Below are 17,679 nucleotides of genomic sequence, written 5' to 3' on the forward strand. Positions count from 1 at the left end.
GATTCGCCCATGAACACCGCGCTCGTCGAACTCATCACTAAAATCAGTTCCGGTTGCCTGGGCGACGCCGAGATCGTGCGGATCGCCGATGAGGCCAGTCAGGCCTACGCCGATGCCGATGGATTCCTGGCGGCCAACCCCGATATCAACTACGACGACAGCTTCCCCATCCCCCTGGGCGAGTGGATTGTGGTGGGCAGCCTGCCGGAAACGGTGCTGTTCCAGGCCGATACCTACCAGGACCTGTTCGCCCAGATCGTCGCCTCCTTTGGCCCCGACGTAGCGTTCAACCTCAAGCCCAAGCAACTGGCCAAGACCGAAGCGCTGACGGCGCTCAATCGCATCCAGATCCAGCTCGACGCCATGAACCCGGAAAACGGCGGCTATACCCTGATGAACTTCAGCCAGTTGCTCGATGACGAGATCCAGGCGGTGTTGGTGTATGGCAACGACGTGCCACGGGTGCTGGCGTTGTGTGCCGAACTCGGGATCAAGGGCGAACCGTCCCTGGAAGCCCTGCGCATCGCAGTGCATGTCTGAAATAAAACGGAACCCTGGCCAGGGCTGGCTATCCTAAACAGGCAAACCCTCACTTAGGAGCGACACCATGGGTTCCACATTTAATGGTCTGATCGGGTTGATCATCCTGGCGCTGGATATCTGGGCGATCATCAACGTGTTCAAAAGCGGCGCCAGCACCGGGGCCAAAGTGTTGTGGATCCTGTTGATCCTGCTGTTGCCGGTACTGGGCCTGATTATCTGGGCCATCGCCGGGCCACGGGGCAATGTGCGGATCTGACCCTTAGCGCGCACAAGCAGATAAATAATGTGGGAGCGGGCTTGCTCGCGATAGCGGTGTGTCAGCCAATCAATCTGGTACTGATACACCGCTATCGCGGGCAAGCCCGCTCCCACCTTTAATTACGCTGTGTTCTGTAGATTTGTGTTTCGAGATATTCGCTGCACAAAATTTTCACACTTCATCCAAGACAATTCCCCCGCTTTATTTTCCTGCCACGGTCCGTCTGTGCCGCCAGGAGCCCTGCGCAATGAGTAATCAATAGCGTTGCCGACGTTGATCGGGCACCATCTGCCCACCGCGTAATACCCTGGACCCTGCGCCTTTATTGGCGGGGCAGGACGCCGCTGCATTATTTCGCAACTTAAACTTCCAATGGGTCCTCAAACAACATGGCAAACCCGGACGCCCTGAATCAGCAGCGAGCTGCTAATCGCCTGCTGCAACCGACCGTCAAATCCCACCTGGCCTACACGCTGCTCTGCGCCCTGGTCATGATGGTGATGCTTTCCCTGCTGCGCCTGGGACTGTTGGTGTACAACCGCGACATGATGCTCGATACCCCGGCCGCGACCTTCCTGGAAGCGTTCGCCAATGGCCTGCGCCTGGACTTGCGCCTGGTGGTGTACCTGAGCATCCCGCTGATCCTGGCCCTGTTCAGCGTGCGCGCCATGGCCGCCCGCGGGTTCTTCCGGCTGTGGCTGACCGTGGTCTCCAGCATTGCGCTGTTCCTTGGCCTGATGGAGATGGACTTCTACCGCGAGTTCCACCAGCGCCTCAACGGCCTGGTCTTCCAGTACGTCAAGGAAGATCCGAAAACCGTGATGAGCATGCTCTGGTACGGTTTCCCGGTGGTGCGCTACCTGCTGGGCTGGGCCGTGGGTACGTTTATCCTGAGCATCGCCTTCAAGGGCGCCGACCGCGCAACGCGCCCCCGTGGCCCGTTCAGCGGTGGCACCGTCGGCACCCGCCAGGTCGCGCCGTGGTACAGCCGCATCGCGGTGTTCGTGGTGTGCCTGCTGATTGCCGTGGTCGCCGCGCGCGGCACCCTGCGCCAGGGCCCGCCGCTGCGTTGGGGTGACGTGTACACCACCGACTCGAACTTCGCCAACCACCTGGGCCTCAACGGTACGTTGTCGCTGATCGGGGCGGCCAAGGCGCGGTTCTCCGAGCACCGCGAGAACGTCTGGAAAGCCACCCTGGAGCAGCCGCTGGCCACCCAGACCGTGCGCGACATGCTGGTGCTGCCTGACGAAAAACTGGTGGATACCGACACTGCCGCCGTGCGCCGTGACTTTACGCCACCGGCCGAGAAGACCCTGCCGATCAAGAACGTCGTGGTAATCCTGATGGAAAGCTTCGCCGGTCACTCGGTGGGCGCCCTGGGCAGTGGCGGCAAGATCACGCCGTACTTCGACGAGTTGACCAAGGAAGGCCTGCTGTTCGACCGCTTCTTCTCCAATGGCACCCATACCCACCAGGGCATGTTCGCCACCATGGCCTGCTTCCCGAACCTGCCAGGCTTCGAATACCTGATGCAGACCCCCGAAGGCAGCCACAAGCTGTCGGGCCTGCCGCAATTGCTCAGTGCCCGTGATTTCGACGACGTGTATGTCTACAACGGCGACTTCGCCTGGGACAACCAGTCGGGCTTCTTCAGCAACCAGGGCATGACCAACTTCATTGGCCGCAATGACTTCGTCGACCCGGTGTTCTCCGATCCGACCTGGGGCGTGTCCGACCAGGACATGTTCAATCGTGGCCTGCAGGAACTGAAGGCACGCGAAGGCGGCAAGCCGTTCTACGCCCTGCTGCAAACCCTGTCCAACCATACGCCGTACGCCTTGCCGACGCCGTTGCCGGTCGAGGCGGTGACTGACCGTGGTCGCCTCAACGAGCATTTGACGGCCATGCGCTACTCCGACTGGGCCCTGGGCCAGTTCTTCGAGAAGGCCCGCAAGGAACCGTACTTCAAGGACACTCTGTTTGTGATCGTCGGCGACCATGGTTTTGGTAACGAGCAACAGATCACCGAAATGGACCTGGGCCGCTTCAACGTGCCGCTGCTGCTGATCGCACCGGGCGTGCAGGACAAGTTCGGTGTGCGTGACCACACCGTGGGCACGCAGATCGATATCGTGCCGACCATCATGGGCCGCCTGGGCGGGGAAACCCGCCACCAGTGCTGGGGCCGTGACCTGCTCAACCTGCCGGAAGGCGACAAGGGCTTTGGCGTGATCAAGCCCTCGGGCAGCGACCAGACCGTGGCCTTGCTCACCGCTGACCGCGTGTTGGTACTGCCCAAGGAAATGCCACCCAAGCTGTGGCAATACGAACTGGGCGCCAACCCAAGTGGCAAGGTGATCCCTGAATCGGCGGATGAGGCACAACTCAAGCAGAAACTTGAGTCGTTCCTGCAAACCGCCACCAAGAGCCTGCTGGATAACACCGCAGGCGTAGTGGACGGCAAGCCGGACTAATCGCCCGGCAATAAAAAAGAGGCCTTTTACAAGGCCTCTTTTTTTTGCATTTTTTTTAACGCTGGGGGGTTATATCTTGCCCAGCAGCAACAGAATCAACAGCACCACCAGCACCGTGCCGAGAATACCCGATGGCCCATAACCCCAGTTGCGCGAGTGCGGGAACACCGGCAGACCGCCGACCAGCAGGAGGATCAGAACAATGATAAGAATGAGGCTCATAGTGTGTTTTCCTTATTCGTCTTCTGAAAAGACCTGATTGTTAATACCAGAGCCGAACATCTAAAACGGCTGCCTTAACTGATCCGACTCCTGCACTTTGCAGAAAATTCCCTGTTTTTTTAATGCGATTTGGCCGCTGGCTTATTTCCTTTTTAATTGTTGTGCTGTGTCGCACTTAGTTTAAAAAGATTGAACTTACCCCAGGCCCCGGCATCCGACCGGGCTTTTGGTTTGCCCCGGGCATTCAGCAACTTGATGGTGCATGGGCCGGTGAATAACCTTCGCTACACTGGCGCTTACTTCCTCCCTGAACCACAAGGCTACTTCCTATGCAAAATCGCATGATGATCACCGGCGCCGGATCCGGCCTGGGTCGCGAAATCGCTCTGCGCTGGGCCCGCGAAGGCTGGCAGCTGGCCTTGTCGGATGTGAGCGAGCCGGGCTTGCAGGAAACCCTCGCGCTGGTGCGCCAGGCCGGTGGCGACGGGTTTATCCAGCGCTGTGACGTGCGTGACTACAGCCAGCTCACGGCCTTTGCCCAGGCCTGTGAGGTCAAGCTGGGCGGCATTGATGTGATCGTCAACAACGCCGGGGTCGCCTCCGGTGGGTTCTTCAGCGAACTGTCCCTGGAGGATTGGGATTGGCAGATCGCAATCAACCTGATGGGCGTGGTCAAGGGCTGCAAGGCCTTCCTGCCGCTGCTGGAAAAGAGCAAGGGCCGAATCATCAACATCGCCTCCATGGCGGCCCTGATGCAAGGCCCGGCCATGAGCAACTACAACGTGGCCAAGGCCGGTGTGGTGGCGCTCTCGGAAAGCCTGCTGGTGGAACTCAAGCAGCAGGAAGTCGGGGTGCATGTGGTGTGCCCGTCGTTCTTCCAGACCAACCTGCTGGACTCATTCCGCGGCCCGACCCCGGCGATGAAGGCCCAGGTCGGCAAATTGCTGGAAAGTTCGCCCATCACTGCAGCAGACATTGCCGATTACATCTACCAGCGTGTGGCCGTCGGTGAATTCATGATCCTGCCTCACGAACAGGGGCGGATGGCCTGGGCACTGAAGCAGAAAAATCCGCAGTTGCTGTATGACGAAATGACCAACATGTCGGAAAAAATGCGCGCCAAGGCGCAGTCGGCCAAAGGCTGAAAGATATAAACAATGGGTTTATATTTTTGCGGGATTACTGGGCTGTTTGATATTCGTCTGTCAGTAAAGACAACCATGGTTTGTAGGGTGGATCTGTTTATCTAGCAGGTTATTGATGGCTCGTAGGGGAGGGCGCATGGTCGCGGTCCGGTAACTTTCCAAAGGACAAACGCCATGCTGGTACTTAGCCGCGCGGTAGGCGAAATCATTTCCATCGGCGATCACATCACCCTGCGGATCCTGGAGGTCAACAACCTCCAGGTGAAACTCGGCGTGGAAGCGCCGGCAGGGGTCAATGTGCATCGGGCGGAGGTCTACGAAAAGATCCGCAGCCTACAGGGGCACCCGGTGCCCGTGACCAACCCTTAGTCGAACAGGTGCTTGGGCACATCGTGCTTGAGCATCAACTGGCACTGCTCGCTTTCAGGGTCGAAAACAATCAGCGCCTGACCCTTGGTCAACGCCTGGCGTACCCGCAGCACCCGGGTTTCCAGGGGCGTGTCGTCGCCGTTGTCGGTGCCGTCGCGGGTCACGAAGTCTTCGATGAGGCGGGTCAGGGTGTCGACTTCAAGTGCATCGTAGGGAATCAGCATACAAGCCTCAAATGGTGGATCCCGGCGATCCTACTGTGCCGGGATCATAGTTGCCAGCCTCAGGATTTCTGTCCGACGAGGCTGTCCACCGAGGGCACACGGGTGTCGCTCTCCATTTGTGTTTCATGTTCCAGTTGATGACTGAAGCGGTCCAGGGAGCCCTGGGCCGGTTGCGCATCGCTGGCAAATACCGGCGGGCTGAGGATGTAGGCGCCCAGAAGGCGGCTCAAGGCGGCGAGGCTGTCGATATGGGTGCGCTCGTAGCCGTGGGTCGCATCGCAGCCAAAGGCCAGCAACGCGGTGCGGATATCGTGGCCGGCGGTGACCGCCGAGTGCGCGTCGCTGAAGTAATAGCGAAACAGGTCACGGCGTACCGGCAGGTCGTTTTCCGCCGCCAGGTGCAGCAAGTGGCGGGACAGGTGATAGTCGTACGGGCCGCCAGAGTCCTGCATCGCCACGCTTACTGCATGCTCGCTGGAATGCTGGCCGGGGGCGACCGGGGCAATGTCGATGCCGACGAATTCGCTGACATCCCAGGGTAAGGCGGCGGCCGCGCCACTGCCGGTTTCTTCGGTGATGGTGAACAGCGGGTGACAGTCGATCAGCAACGGTTCGCCACTGTCGACGATGGCCTTGAGGGCCGCGAGCAAGGCTGCGACGCCGGCTTTGTCATCCAGGTGGCGGGCGCTGATATGGCCGCTTTCGGTAAATTCCGGCAGCGGGTCGAAGGCCACGAAATCACCGACGCTGATCCCCAGGGAATCGCAATCGGCGCGGGTGGCGCAGTAGGCGTCCAGGCGCAGTTCGATATGGTCCCAACTGATTGGCATTTCATCCACTGCGGTATTGAACGCGTGCCCGGAGGCCATCAGTGGCAGGACGCTGCCACGGATCACGCCATTGTCGGTGAACAGGCTGACGCGGCTGCCCTCGGCAAAACGGCTGGACCAGCAGCCCACCGGGGCCAGGGTAAGGCGGCCATTGTCCTTGATCGCCCGCACGGCGGCGCCGATGGTGTCCAGGTGCGCGGAAACCGCGCGGTCCGGGCTGTTTTTCTGGCCCTTGAGGGTGGCGCGGATGGTGCCGCGCCGGGTCATCTCAAAGGGGATGCCCAGCTCTTCCAGGCGCTCGGCGACGTAGCGCACGATGGTGTCGGTAAACCCGGTGGGGCTGGGGATGGCGAGCATTTCCAGCAGCACTTTCTGCAGGTAGTTGAGATCCGGTTCGGGGATGGTTCGGGTCATGGAAACTCCTGATGAGTTGAGGGCATCGATGGTTTCGATGAGGGGCTGGGTATGTGTTGCCTCGGCCGGCCCCATCGCAGGCAAGCCAGCTCCCACCTTTAAATGTGTTCACACATCAATCTGTGGGAGCGGGCTTGCCCGCGATGAGCCCCGTCCAGACAGCTCGTGTCTCAAGCCGTGGTTTGGCTGTGGGGAAACAACAAATCCACAAACCGTTCTGCCGTGGGCTGTGGTTCATGGTTGGCCAATCCTGCGCGTTCGTTGGCTTCGATAAATACGTACTCCGGCTGGTCAGCGGCCGGCACCATAAGGTCCAGGCCGACCACCGCAATATCCAGGGCGCGCGCCGCACGCACCGCTGCATCCACCAGCGTCGGATGCAGCGTCGCCGTGACATCTTCCAGGCAACCCCCGGTGTGCAGGTTGGCGGTACGCCGCACCGCCAGCACTTCGCCCGAAGGCAGGATGCTGTCGTAGTCGTAACCCGCTGCCTTTAAGGTGCGCAGGGTTTCGTCGTCCAGGGGGATCCGGCTTTCGCCATCGGTGGCCGCCTGGCGTCGGCGGCTTTGCGCCTCGATCAAGGCGCCGACGCTATGCTTGCCGTCACCGATCACCTGGGCCGGGCGGCGGATCGCGGCGGCCACCACTTCAAAGCCGATCACCAGGATGCGCAGGTCCAGGCCTTCGTGGAAACTCTCGAGCAATACCCGCGAGTCAAACTGGCGCGCCGCCTCGATGGCGCCTTGCACTTCTTCGATGGTCTGCAAGTCCACGGCCACGCCTTGGCCCTGTTCACCGTCCAGGGGCTTGACGACGATGCGCTGGTGTTCGTCGAGAAACTCCAGGTTATCGTCGGCGCTGGCCGCCAGTTGTTGCGCTGGCAATTTCAAGCCGGCGGCGCTCAATACTTTATGGGTCAGGCTTTTGTCCTGGCACAGGGTCATGCTGATCGCACTGGTCAGGTCGCTCAACGACTCACGGCAGCGCACCCGGCGCCCGCCATGACTGAGGGTGAACAACCCGGCTGCGGCATCGTCCACCTGCACATCAATCCCGCGTCGGTGCGCTTCTTCGACAATGATGCGCGCATAGGGGTTGAACCCCGCCTGCGGCCCCGGCCCGAGGAACAGCGGCTGGTTGATGCCGTTCTTGCGCTTGATGGCAAACGTGGTGAGCGCACGAAAGCCGAGCTTGGCGTACAGGCTTTTTGCCTGGCGATTGTCGTGTAATACCGACAGGTCCAGGTAACTCAGGCCGCGGCTCATAAAGTGCTCGATCAGGTGGCGCACCAGCACTTCGCCGACGCCAGGCCGCGAGCATTGCGGGTCCACGGCCAGGCACCAGAGGCTGCTGCCGCTTTCCGGATCATGGAAGGCCTTTTGATGATTGAGGCCCATGACGCTGCCGATCACTGCGCCGCTGTCTTCATCCTCGGCCAGCCAGTACACCGGGCCACCCTGGTGGCGCGGGGTCAGCAGGTTGGCATCCACCGGCAACATACCGCGCCCCTGGTACAGGCGATTGACCGCCTGCCAGTCGGCTTCGCTCTGGACGCGGCGAATGCGAAAGCCGCGAAACACCCGGGTGGCCGGGCGGTAGTCGGTGAACCACAGGCGCAAGGTGTCGGAGGGGTCGAGGAACAACTGTTGCGGATCGATCCCCAGGATCTGCTGGGGCGCGGCCACATACAGGGCGATATCCCGTTCTCCCGGCTGCTCGTTGAGCAGCTCCAGGGCCAGGCTCGCCGGGTCGGGGAAGGTATGGCCGATCAACAGCCGGCCCCACCCGCAATGCACGGCAATCGGTTGCGCGCTCGGTTCGCTGCCGTCTTCGGCCAGGCGCGCTTGCAGGCGTTCGTAGGACGGCGCCTGGCCGCGCAGCAGGCGTTGGCTGTAGGCCGTGGCGTGAGGTTTCATCAATCAGATTCCTTGTTCGCTGAGCCACAGGTTCAGCGCTGCCAATTGCCACAGCTTGGAGCCGCGCAGCGGCGTCAGTTGCCCTTGGGGGTCGGTGAGCAGGCGGTCGAGCATCGCCGGGTTGAACAAGCCACGGTCCTGGCTCGGATCCAGCAGCAGGTCACGCACCCAGTTCAAGGTATCGCCCTGCAAGTGCTTGAGGCCGGGCACCGGGAAGTAGCCCTTCTTGCGGTCGATCACCGCGCTGGGGATGACCCGGCGCGCGGCTTCCTTGAGCACTTGCTTGCCGCCGTCCGGCAGCTTGAATCGGCCCGGCACCCGCGCCGACAACTCCACCAGGCGGTAGTCGAGAAACGGCGTGCGCGCTTCCAGGCCCCAGGCCATGGTCATGTTATCCACACGCTTGACCGGGTCATCCACCAGCATCACCGTGCTGTCCAGGCGCAGGGCCTTATCCACAGGCGCCTCGGCGCCAGGTTGGGCGAAATGCTCGCGCACGAAGTCGCCGGCGGCGTCATTGGCAGTCAGCCATTGCGGGGCCACGGTGGCCGCGTAGTCGTCGTAGCTGCGGTCGAAGAAGGCCTCGCGGTAAGCCGCGTAAGGGTCGCTGGCGCCGTCCACCTGAGGGTACCAGTGGTAACCGGCGAACAGTTCATCGGCGCCCTGGCCGCTTTGCACCACCTTGCAATGCTTGGCCACTTCCCGCGACAGCAGGTAGAAGGCAATGCAGTCATGGCTGACCATCGGCTCGCTCATGGCACGGAACGCGGCCGGCAACTGCTCGATGATCTCGCTTTCGGCGATGCGCAGTTGGTGGTGTCGGGTGCCGTAATGCTTGGCGATCAGGTCGGAGTACTGGAACTCATCGCCACGCTCGCCGCCGGCATCTTCAAAACCGATGGAGAAGGTCGACAGGTCCTGCACCCCGACTTCACGCAGCAGGCCCACCAGCAGGCTCGAATCCACACCGCCTGACAGCAACACGCCCACATCCACCGCCGCCCGTTGGCGAATGGCCACGGCTTCGCGGGTGCTGTCGAGCACGCGGTCGGTCCAGTCTTCCAGGGTCAGGTGTTTTTCATCGTCATGGGGGCCGTAGGGCAGGGTCCACCAGGTTTTCTGCTCGGTGGCACCGTTGGCCTCGATACGCATCCAGGTGGCCGGCGGCAGTTTTTCGATGCCCGCCAGCAAGGTGCGCGGTGCCGGCACCACGGCGTGGAAATTCAGGTAGTGATTGAGCGCCACCGGGTCGAGGATCGGGTTGATATCACCGCCCTTGAGCAACGCCGGCAATGCCGAGGCAAAGCGCAGGCGCTGGCCGGTGCGCGACAGGTACAACGGCTTGACGCCCAGGCGGTCGCGGGCGATGAACAGGCGCTGGCTGTCGCGCTCCCAGATGGCAAAGGCAAACATGCCATTGAGCTTGGGCAGCAAGGCTTCGCCCCAGGCGTGATAGCCCTTGAGCAGCACTTCGGTGTCACCGCCCGAATAGAAGGCGTAGCCCAGGGCTTCAAGCTCGGTACGCAACTCCGGGAAGTTGTAGATCGCGCCATTGAACGCCAGGGACAGGCCCAGTTGGGCGTCGACCATCGGTTGGGCCGAGCCGTCCGACAGGTCCATGATTTTCAGGCGACGATGGCCCAGGGCAATTGGCCCTTGGGCATGGAAGCCCCACGCGTCAGGTCCGCGTGGCGCCAAGTGATGGGTGATTCGTTCCACCGCTGCCAGGTCGGCAGGTTGATGATCGAAACGCAGTTCTCCAGCTAATCCGCACATAAAGTCCTTACCGGTTTTTCCGTTGGGGAGGGGCAAACATGCACGCGCCAAAACGGCGGGTACCCAAGGACTGACCCGTGGCTATAGGGGGAGTTTTAGATCAATAAGTTATATGGCAAACGGCCTGCTTGTGTCGCGGGCCACGCCGCGGCTTGCGGGGCGTGGGTGAAACGGGGGGTAATTAGGTCGAGCTCAGATGCAAATAATGGGGTGTTTCGCCAGGCAACTCCCCAGCTATTTGAACCTTTTCAAGGCGAGCGTGGGCTTATCGTCTGGCGTCATTGAACAATGCAATGAAGGAACGTTGTGAATCACGCAAACAGGTCATTTGAGCCAGGTTGTCGAACCTGTGACTCAGGACGAATTGATGGCAACGCTGCTGGATCTCACCGGTGACCTGGACAAGGCGCAGGTCTTGTAAGACCGGCTGCCGACCTGGCTGGTCAACGCTGATTCCCAGGTGCTCCTGGCCATTGAGCAGGCGTATGCCGAAAGTGGCGGGCCGCGAGCTTAGCCAGGTGTTTTTGCCACGTTGCTGCGAATCAACGCCCGCAGCGCAAAACGGTTGGGATGACAGGCCTCGGCCACGCTGCGGGGCAGGGGCAGCGGTTCGTTGTCCAGCCATGCCGCCAGCAGTTCACTCGACAGCGGCGCGGTGATCAGGCCCCGTGAACCGTGGCCGCTGTTGACGTACAGGCCGTCCAACCATGGGCAGGCGGTGTCTGGTGTGTGGCGGGCGTCCTTGCGCAGGGCGGCAAAGGCCAGGGCGAAGGCTTGGGGATCGGCCAGTGGCCCGACAATCGGCAGATAGTCCGGGCTGGTGCAGCGAAACGCCGCGCGGCCCTTCAGGGTGTGCGGGTCGAGCATGGCGGTGCGCAGGCGCTGGGCCAGGTCGGGGGAGATTTCCTGCAACAGTTCCAGGTTCCCCGCGTGCTCGGCGACGGTGGGGGTCAGGTCATCGCTCTTGAAATCAAAGCTGGCGCCCAGGGTATGTTCGCCCAGGCGGGCCGGTGCCACATAGCCTTCGGCGCAGACCACGGTAGCCAATGCCTGGCTGGCGGCAGTCTGTGGCAAGCGGGTGATCTGCCCGCGAATGCGCTTGAGGGGCAGCTCGGCGCTGGCGGCAAACTGCTTGACCTCGGCCGCCCCGGCCAGCACCACCACGGGGGCGCTGGCCAGCAACCGGTCGCCGTCCCAGGCCTGCCATTGATCGTTGACTTTGCGCAGCGCCAACACTTGATGATGCACATGCACCGTGATCCCCGGCTGACTTGCCTGCCACTGGCACAACGCCGGCGGATGCACCCAGCCGCCCTCGGGGAAAAACAGCCCGCCATGCTCCAGGCCAATCCCGGCGCGGGCCTGGGCCTGATCCCGGTCCAGCAGGTGCAGCAAGTCAGGGGCAAATGCCTGGGCCAGTTGCGCCTGGCGTTCGGCCTCCTTGGCATTGAACGCCAGTTGCAGCACGCCACAACCGTCCCAATCCACCCCCCGTTGCAAGTGTTCCAGCAGGCGCCGGGTATGCCCGAACCCGCTGACAATCATCTGCGAAAGGGCCGTGCCATGGGCCGACAGCTTGAGGTAGAGCACCCCTTGCGGATTGCCCGAGGCCTCTTGGGCCAGGCCGGCATGCCGTTCCAGCAGGCTGACTTGCCAGCCCCGTGCGGCGAGGCTGGCCGCGCTGGCGCAACCGGCCATGCCGCCGCCGATCACCAGGGCCCGCCGTTCGCCTTTGGGGGCCGGTGGCCTGGCGAACCACGGCTTGATCGCCGCAACTGGCGCCGCGTCGGCCGGCCAGCCAAGAAACTCACCGCGCAGGATTTCCCACTTATGGCCGATGCCCGGCGTGCGTTTCATCTTGAACCCGGCGCCATTGAGCAGGCGCCGTACCCAGCCGGTGCTGGTGAAGGTGCTGATGGTCGAGCCGGGGGCAGCCAGGCGCGCCAGTTCGGCGAACAGCTCGGCGGTCCACATCTCGGGGTTTTTCGCCGGGGCAAAACCATCGAGGAACCAGGCGTCGATCTGGGCGTCGAGCTGCGGCAGTTGCTCCAGGGCATCGCCGATCAGCAGCGTCAGCGTCACCCGCCCGTTATCCAGGACCAGGCGCTGGAAACCCGGGTGGATGGCGATGTACTGCGCCAGCAATTGCTCGGCCAACGGTTTGAGCTCTGGCCAGAGGGCGAGGGCGCGTTGCAGGTCGGCGTGGCTCAGCGGGTACTTTTCCACACTGACAAAATGCAGGCGCGCCCCCGGCGTCGCGTGCTGTGCAAACAGTTGCCAGGCACACAGAAAATTCAACCCGGTGCCAAACCCCGTTTCCCCGATCACCAGGCGCCCACCCACCGGCAGCGCGGCAAAGCGCTCTTGCAGGCGGTTCTGTTCAAGGAACACGTAGCGGGTTTCTTCCAGGCCCGACTGGTCGGAAAAATACACGTCGTCGAACACCCGCGAGCGCGGGCGTCCCTGGTCGTCCCAGTCGAGCTGGGCATTGGGCTGTACGGGGTTCATGGGCAACTCGGCAAAGGCAAGGCGGCCATTCTAGTCGATCACGGGGGCCAGGGTTGGCGCGGGTGTTAGCCGGCTATTTGATCCATGCAAAAAACCTCTGCAATGGCGCGCCAGCGATCAGGAATCAGCGTTAATCGAGCATGGCGCAGCGGGTATCGTGGTGTTTTGATCCATGGCAATAAGGAACATTGCGCATGCAGGCACAGGCTGATTTGACCCACACATTCACTCAATTGACCCGGCAGCAGTTGCAAGCTGCCTTGCTGGAGATGACTGGCGACCTGGCCAAGGCCCAGGTCCTGCAACAGCGCCTGCCGGGCTGGATGATCAATTCCCCGCCAGGGTTGCTGGAGGCGCTGGAGCGGGACGCGGCGTATGTTGAAGAGGCCAAGGCTGGCGTCACGCAGCACTTGCAGGCATTGCGCAGTCTGGACGAGTTTTGCAGCGAGCAGTTGCAGGCCTACGGCCAGGCGCAGTGGCAGGTCACGCTGGAGCCAAAAAAGGACCTGTTTATCCGGGCCTTCTACGAGTATCAGGCAGATGTGTTGCCGCGCGAGTATGAGCGCACCGTGCGCCTGGAAAAACAGAGCCTGTTGCATAGGGCCATGCAGAACTTTTCGGCGGATGAGGCCCTTGCCGAGCGATATCCCGTCGAGTCGCGGCTGCAAGCGCAAGACCGCAGCGTTATCGGCGTTGCGCCCCATGAGTTTGCCGAAGGTTGCCGGTCGCTCGACCTCGGGCGTCGGTACCAGCAGCACATCAATGAGGTGTTCCACCTCGATCGCGACGAGGGCGTTGCCAGTGACGTGGCGCTGTCGATCGGCCGGATGAAAACCCTGGACGTAAAGATCGATGCCCATATCGCCCTGATGCGCGGCGATATCAGCCGCGAAACCTACGCCATGTTGTGCGCATTGCTGGAGCAGGACCTCAGCCCGGCCGCGGCGAAGAGCCAGCTGTACCAGGGGCGCCCCGTGCTCTGGCAAGGCCTCAATGCACGCGATTGCTGCCTGTGGAGCGTGCTGGTGTTTTCGGCCCGCCCGATTGGCGAATACCCCCAGCAGCCTTGTGTGGTCTACATGCCCAATGAACCGCAGCGGCCGTTTTTCGAGTACCCATCCCTCAACGACTTCAAGGTTTACCTGGAACTGAAGCTGGAAGTGAGCAGCTATCGGCGCTTCTTTACCGGCTACCTGGGGGAGGTTGACCGGGTGGGGTTTTTCTCGCGATTCGACGAGCACCGCAGCCTTGGCGTGCTGGAGGCCCGGCCCGTCATGGTGAGCCTGGCCAGGCACTTTTTCAGTACTTACGTGGGCAAGTTGCAGATCGATGCGCGCACGCTGGCGGTGCCCGTGGCGGACGTGGACGAAGAGGTGCGCAAGCAGCGCCTGATGGAGTATCTGGAGGCTGGATTGACCTTGCTCAACCTCGCCGGTTTTGTCGTCCCGGCCTTGGCCCTGCTGATGACGGGCGTGGCGGTGGGGCAACTGCTCGGCGAGGTGTATGACGGCATCGAGGACTGGCGGCGGGGGGACAAGGGCGAGGCGCTCAGGCAACTGGGAGCGGTGGCGCAAAGTATCACCTCGATGGTGGTGTTCGCAGCCGGCGCCAAAGTGGTGGGCAACGTGTTGAAGCGTGCGCAGTTGAGCATGGGGCGCTTTTTTGCGGAGCTGGAAGCGGTGCGTTCGACCGATGGACATCTGCGGCTCTGGCGGCCCGATATTGCCCGGTACGCGCACCGTCAGCAGTTGCCCGAGAACGTGATGGCGGACGCAGAAGGCATCTACCGGATTGGCGGCCATTGCTACGTCAAAGTGGTCGGTTTCGTTCATCGGATTGCCTTTGACGCCAAGCTGGGCCAATGGCACGCCCTCCATCCGACACGCCAGGATGCCTATCGCCCTGCGCTCCTGCACAACGGCGAGGGCGCCTGGCGCTTTGCATTCGAACAGCCTGAACGCTGGGAGGACCAGGATTACCTGTTCTCGCGCCTGGAGCCCGGCAGTCGTCACCCCCACCTGGATTCGCGCAAGCTGCGCCTGGTCAGCGACATCCTGGATATGCAGCCCCCCTGGGCGTACCACCTGGCTCGCGAGTGCTTGCCCTTTCCCGCGCGCTTTCGTGATGTGTATGAGCGGTTCCGGGTGGAGCAATCGATTCGCGACCTGATCTGGCTGCTGGAGCGTGGTGTGTACCTCAACGCCGAACACGCGACCGCGCAGATGCAGGCCTTGGCGCTGTTGCCGGGTTGGCCCGAGGGACGCTATTTCGAGGTGGTGGATGCGCAGGGCGCGGTGACGGCGCGTTACCCCGCTAGTGGCACTCATCGGCTGCCAATCACGCAGCATGCAGTGGCTGAAGGGCAAGTGTTTGATGTGCTGCTGTCGGAGCTCGACGAATCGCAAAAACTCGCCCTGTTGGGGGAGGACGTTGCTGCCGACCAGCAACATGGGGTGTTGGCGCGGCGCTTACTGGCGCACCTCAAGGCGGATCGCAAGCCGCTGTTTGAGCAGATGTACCAGGCCTACGACGGGCCAGTGCCCGAGGAGTGGGCGGTACTGCGCAGCACCTATGCGCAATTGCCGTCCAGGGTGATGCGCGAGTTGATGGCGCGCGCCTCGTCGGTGGAGCTCGAGTTGCTGCGCGAGCAGCAGCGAGTGCCCATGGGCCTGGCAGAGGCGGTGCGTGCTGCGCTGGCCGAACAACGCCTGGACCGCGCCTTGGCCGGTTTCGAACAGCCGGAATTGGCCGGCCTCGACACCCAGTGCGTGGCGGTGCGCACGCTGCCGCGCGTCGAGGGTTGGGATCCCCGGCTGCACCTGGAGATGCGCGCAGATTCACCCCAGGGGGCGTTACTGGCCGTGGGCGCCGTCGAAGGTGCCAGTGTGCGGCTGGTGGTGGTGCGTACGGCTGCAGGGTTCCAGGCGTTCGATGCCAGTGGCCTGAGCCTGGGGAGTGTGCGTTCTGGAGTGGACGGGCTATTTGAGGCCATTGAAGACGCAAGCACCCTGGGCAGGCCCCAGGCGCAGGCCGAGCATGGATGGCGGTTGCGCCGCTTGATTGCCGCCAGGGCCCAGAGTGAGCGTGATCGCGCCGCCGAGGCGTTTTCCGATGGGGCACTGGAGCCCCAGGCAGTGCAAGCACCTTGCCGTGTGGCGGATTCACCCACCGGCTCTATTACCCAAAACTCGCCCCTGGTGCGCAAGTTGCAGTGGCTTTATCCGCTGTTCACGCAGGCTCAAGCCTCTGCGTTGCTGCAGGGCCTGGGGGCCGACGAACTTGCTCGTGCCCATGCGGTAGAGCGTCTGCGCGCCGAGCTTGGGCGCCTGCGTGCGGTACTCAAACACTGGAAAAACGACATCGGCGGCTTGGAGCAGCAACCGGGCCTGAGGAACATCCGCCAGAGCCGCCAGCAAGTGGCCGAGCGTATCGAGGCCTGCTGGCGCCAGCAGAGCTTTATGCCCAATGAGCGCGAGCTGCCCGTTGCTGGCCTGTCCCTGGACGGGATGCGCGTGGGCTCGTTGCCGAACCTGCCGCCTGAAATTCGCTTCGACCATGTGCAGCGCCTGTCACTGCGCAATATGCGCCTGGGTGATGACGTGGCTTATTTCCTCAAGTGCTTCAAGGGGCTGCGCCGCCTGGACCTGGACCGTAACCGCCTGACCCGGTTGCCGGAATATCTGTCGCGCATGCCTGATCTGGGCAGCCTGTCGTTGTCCCACAATCAGTTGGCGTTGACCGAATACACCCGGCGCAAGCTCGCCGATATGAGCACGTTGCAGCTGTTGGACCTGAGCCACAACCCGGTGGAAGGGCACCTGGATGTCAGCGCCATGCGCGGCTTGCATACGCTGTTGCTACAGGATACCCGCATCGTCGACGTGCCCTCCGGGCTCGGGCGCCTGGCCTATCTGGACCAGGTGGACCTGCGCGACAACTGGATCACCCTGCTGCCCGAATGGCTGTTTAGCGCCACCCGCAGTTTCAGCCAGGCACTCAACCTGGCGGGCAACCCGTTGTCCACCTCGGCGGTGACGGCGCTCACGCGCTACCGCGAGGCGGTGGGTATTGGCATGGGCTATGTCGATGACGATCAATCGCGCTTCACCGAGTTGAAAGCCCGGGCGTTGTGGCTGCCGGATGAAGTGGCCAATCGCAATGCGATCAAGCGCGGCATCTGGGCCAACCTGCGCGATGACCCGGACTGCGCGCCGCTGTTCGAGTTGCTTGCGCAATTGTCCAGGACCGCTGACAGCCGGCATGTGCGCGAGGATTTGAGCCGGCGGGTGTGGGACGTCTTGCAGTCGAGCCATGACAGTATCGAGCTGCGCGAGCGGGTGTTTCAGCTGGCGGCGCATCCGGTGAATTGTGGCGATGGAGCCGCTGATATTTTCAGCCAGATCGAAGTCTTGATCGAGGTCGAGCAGGCGATGCTACAGGCCGGACGCAGGCAGGGCAGCCCCGGCGGATTCCTGAGCCTGGGCCGGCGCCTGTTTCGCCTGGGCGAGTTGGAAAAAATTGCCCTGGGCTATGCGGCCGAGCATGCCAGCGAGGATCCGCTGGAGGTCAGCCTGGCGTTTCGCATGGGGTTGGCCAAGGAGTTGGAGCTGCCGAGGCAACCCAAATACGCGCAGTATGTGTCGATTGCCAATGTGACCCCCGAAGGGCTGGCACTCGCCCATTCCCAGGTGCGCACGGCCGAGCTGTCACCTGCACTCCTGCAGTTTTTGACGCAACTGTCATTCTGGAAAACCCATCTCAAGCAGCAATTTCCCAGCACCTTCCTGGCCGCGACTGAACCTTTTGATGTACAGCAGCAACTGCTCTTCGAGAACAGCCAGAACCTCACCGACGGCGACTACCTCAGGCAAATGCAAGACCTGCAGGCCCCACGCCGGCAGGCCATCGCCGAGGTGGTAGAGCGCCTGACCCTACAGATGCTGAAACACCAGGACCTGGGCATCTGCCATGTGCCCGAGGGCTGAGCCATTGATCC

The 17,679-nt window shown here is 62.4% G+C and carries 12 protein-coding genes; 6 read left to right on the plus strand and 6 right to left on the minus strand.

Features of this window, described 5'->3' with window-relative positions; genetic code table 11:
* The first annotated feature begins 9 nt into the window (after nucleotides 1–9).
* From HBO11_RS19280 to HBO11_RS19290, 3 genes are all read left to right on the plus strand, one after another.
* Nucleotides 10–540, plus strand: a complete 531-nt coding sequence (locus HBO11_RS19280; protein WP_169952782.1) for a hypothetical protein — start codon at nucleotides 10–12, stop codon at nucleotides 538–540.
* Nucleotides 541–607: 67 nt separating this feature from the next.
* Nucleotides 608–799 (plus strand): PLDc N-terminal domain-containing protein, encoded by a 192-nt coding sequence (locus HBO11_RS19285; RefSeq protein WP_003172956.1) that lies wholly within the window; start codon nucleotides 608–610, stop codon nucleotides 797–799.
* A 392-nt stretch (nucleotides 800–1,191) separates the two neighbouring features.
* Nucleotides 1,192–3,279, plus strand: a complete 2,088-nt coding sequence (locus HBO11_RS19290; protein WP_169952780.1) for an LTA synthase family protein — start codon at nucleotides 1,192–1,194, stop codon at nucleotides 3,277–3,279.
* A gap of 69 nt (nucleotides 3,280–3,348) precedes the next feature.
* Here HBO11_RS19290 and HBO11_RS19295 read toward each other — a convergent pair whose 3' ends face one another.
* A complete protein-coding gene (locus HBO11_RS19295) occupies nucleotides 3,349–3,501 on the minus strand; it encodes a DUF3309 family protein (RefSeq protein ID WP_032863216.1) in 153 nt (50 codons plus the stop codon).
* 329 nt (nucleotides 3,502–3,830) lie between these two features.
* On the opposite strand from HBO11_RS19295, the gene HBO11_RS19300 reads away from it, so the two are divergent.
* Together HBO11_RS19300 and csrA are read left to right on the plus strand one after the other, a co-directional pair.
* Entirely contained in the window at nucleotides 3,831–4,646 is an 816-nt protein-coding gene (locus HBO11_RS19300) for an SDR family oxidoreductase (protein WP_169952778.1), read from the plus strand.
* A 174-nt stretch (nucleotides 4,647–4,820) separates the two neighbouring features.
* Complete coding sequence (csrA, locus tag HBO11_RS19305) at nucleotides 4,821–5,015, plus strand: carbon storage regulator CsrA (protein ID WP_169952776.1); 195 nt, start codon at nucleotides 4,821–4,823, stop codon at nucleotides 5,013–5,015.
* Here csrA and HBO11_RS19310 read toward each other — a convergent pair.
* The 5 genes from HBO11_RS19310 to mnmC form a co-directional block, all read right to left on the minus strand.
* Nucleotides 5,012–5,239, minus strand: a complete 228-nt coding sequence (locus HBO11_RS19310) for a YheU family protein (RefSeq protein ID WP_003192759.1) — start codon at nucleotides 5,237–5,239, stop codon at nucleotides 5,012–5,014. The genes csrA and HBO11_RS19310 overlap by 4 nt on opposite strands.
* A gap of 59 nt (nucleotides 5,240–5,298) precedes the next feature.
* Complete coding sequence (locus tag HBO11_RS19315; protein ID WP_115127811.1) at nucleotides 5,299–6,483, minus strand: osmoprotectant NAGGN system M42 family peptidase; 1,185 nt, start codon at nucleotides 6,481–6,483, stop codon at nucleotides 5,299–5,301.
* Nucleotides 6,484–6,653: 170 nt separating this feature from the next.
* Entirely contained in the window at nucleotides 6,654–8,399 is a 1,746-nt protein-coding gene (gene ngg / locus HBO11_RS19320; RefSeq protein ID WP_169952774.1) for an N-acetylglutaminylglutamine synthetase, read from the minus strand.
* 3 nt (nucleotides 8,400–8,402) lie between these two features.
* On the minus strand, nucleotides 8,403–10,175 hold the full coding sequence (locus tag HBO11_RS19325; protein ID WP_169952772.1) for an N-acetylglutaminylglutamine amidotransferase: 1,773 nt from the start codon (nucleotides 10,173–10,175) through the stop codon (nucleotides 8,403–8,405).
* A gap of 510 nt (nucleotides 10,176–10,685) precedes the next feature.
* On the minus strand, nucleotides 10,686–12,683 hold the full coding sequence (gene mnmC / locus HBO11_RS19330) for a bifunctional tRNA (5-methylaminomethyl-2-thiouridine)(34)-methyltransferase MnmD/FAD-dependent 5-carboxymethylaminomethyl-2-thiouridine(34) oxidoreductase MnmC (protein WP_169952770.1): 1,998 nt from the start codon (nucleotides 12,681–12,683) through the stop codon (nucleotides 10,686–10,688).
* A 194-nt stretch (nucleotides 12,684–12,877) separates the two neighbouring features.
* Between mnmC and HBO11_RS19335 the strand changes: the two genes are divergently transcribed.
* On the plus strand, nucleotides 12,878–17,668 hold the full coding sequence (locus HBO11_RS19335; protein WP_170058940.1) for an NEL-type E3 ubiquitin ligase domain-containing protein: 4,791 nt from the start codon (nucleotides 12,878–12,880) through the stop codon (nucleotides 17,666–17,668).
* Nucleotides 17,669–17,679: the final 11 nt, after the last annotated feature.

The sequence above is a fragment of the Pseudomonas sp. WS 5010 genome, assembly GCF_012985565.1.
GTDB lineage: Bacteria > Pseudomonadota > Gammaproteobacteria > Pseudomonadales > Pseudomonadaceae > Aquipseudomonas.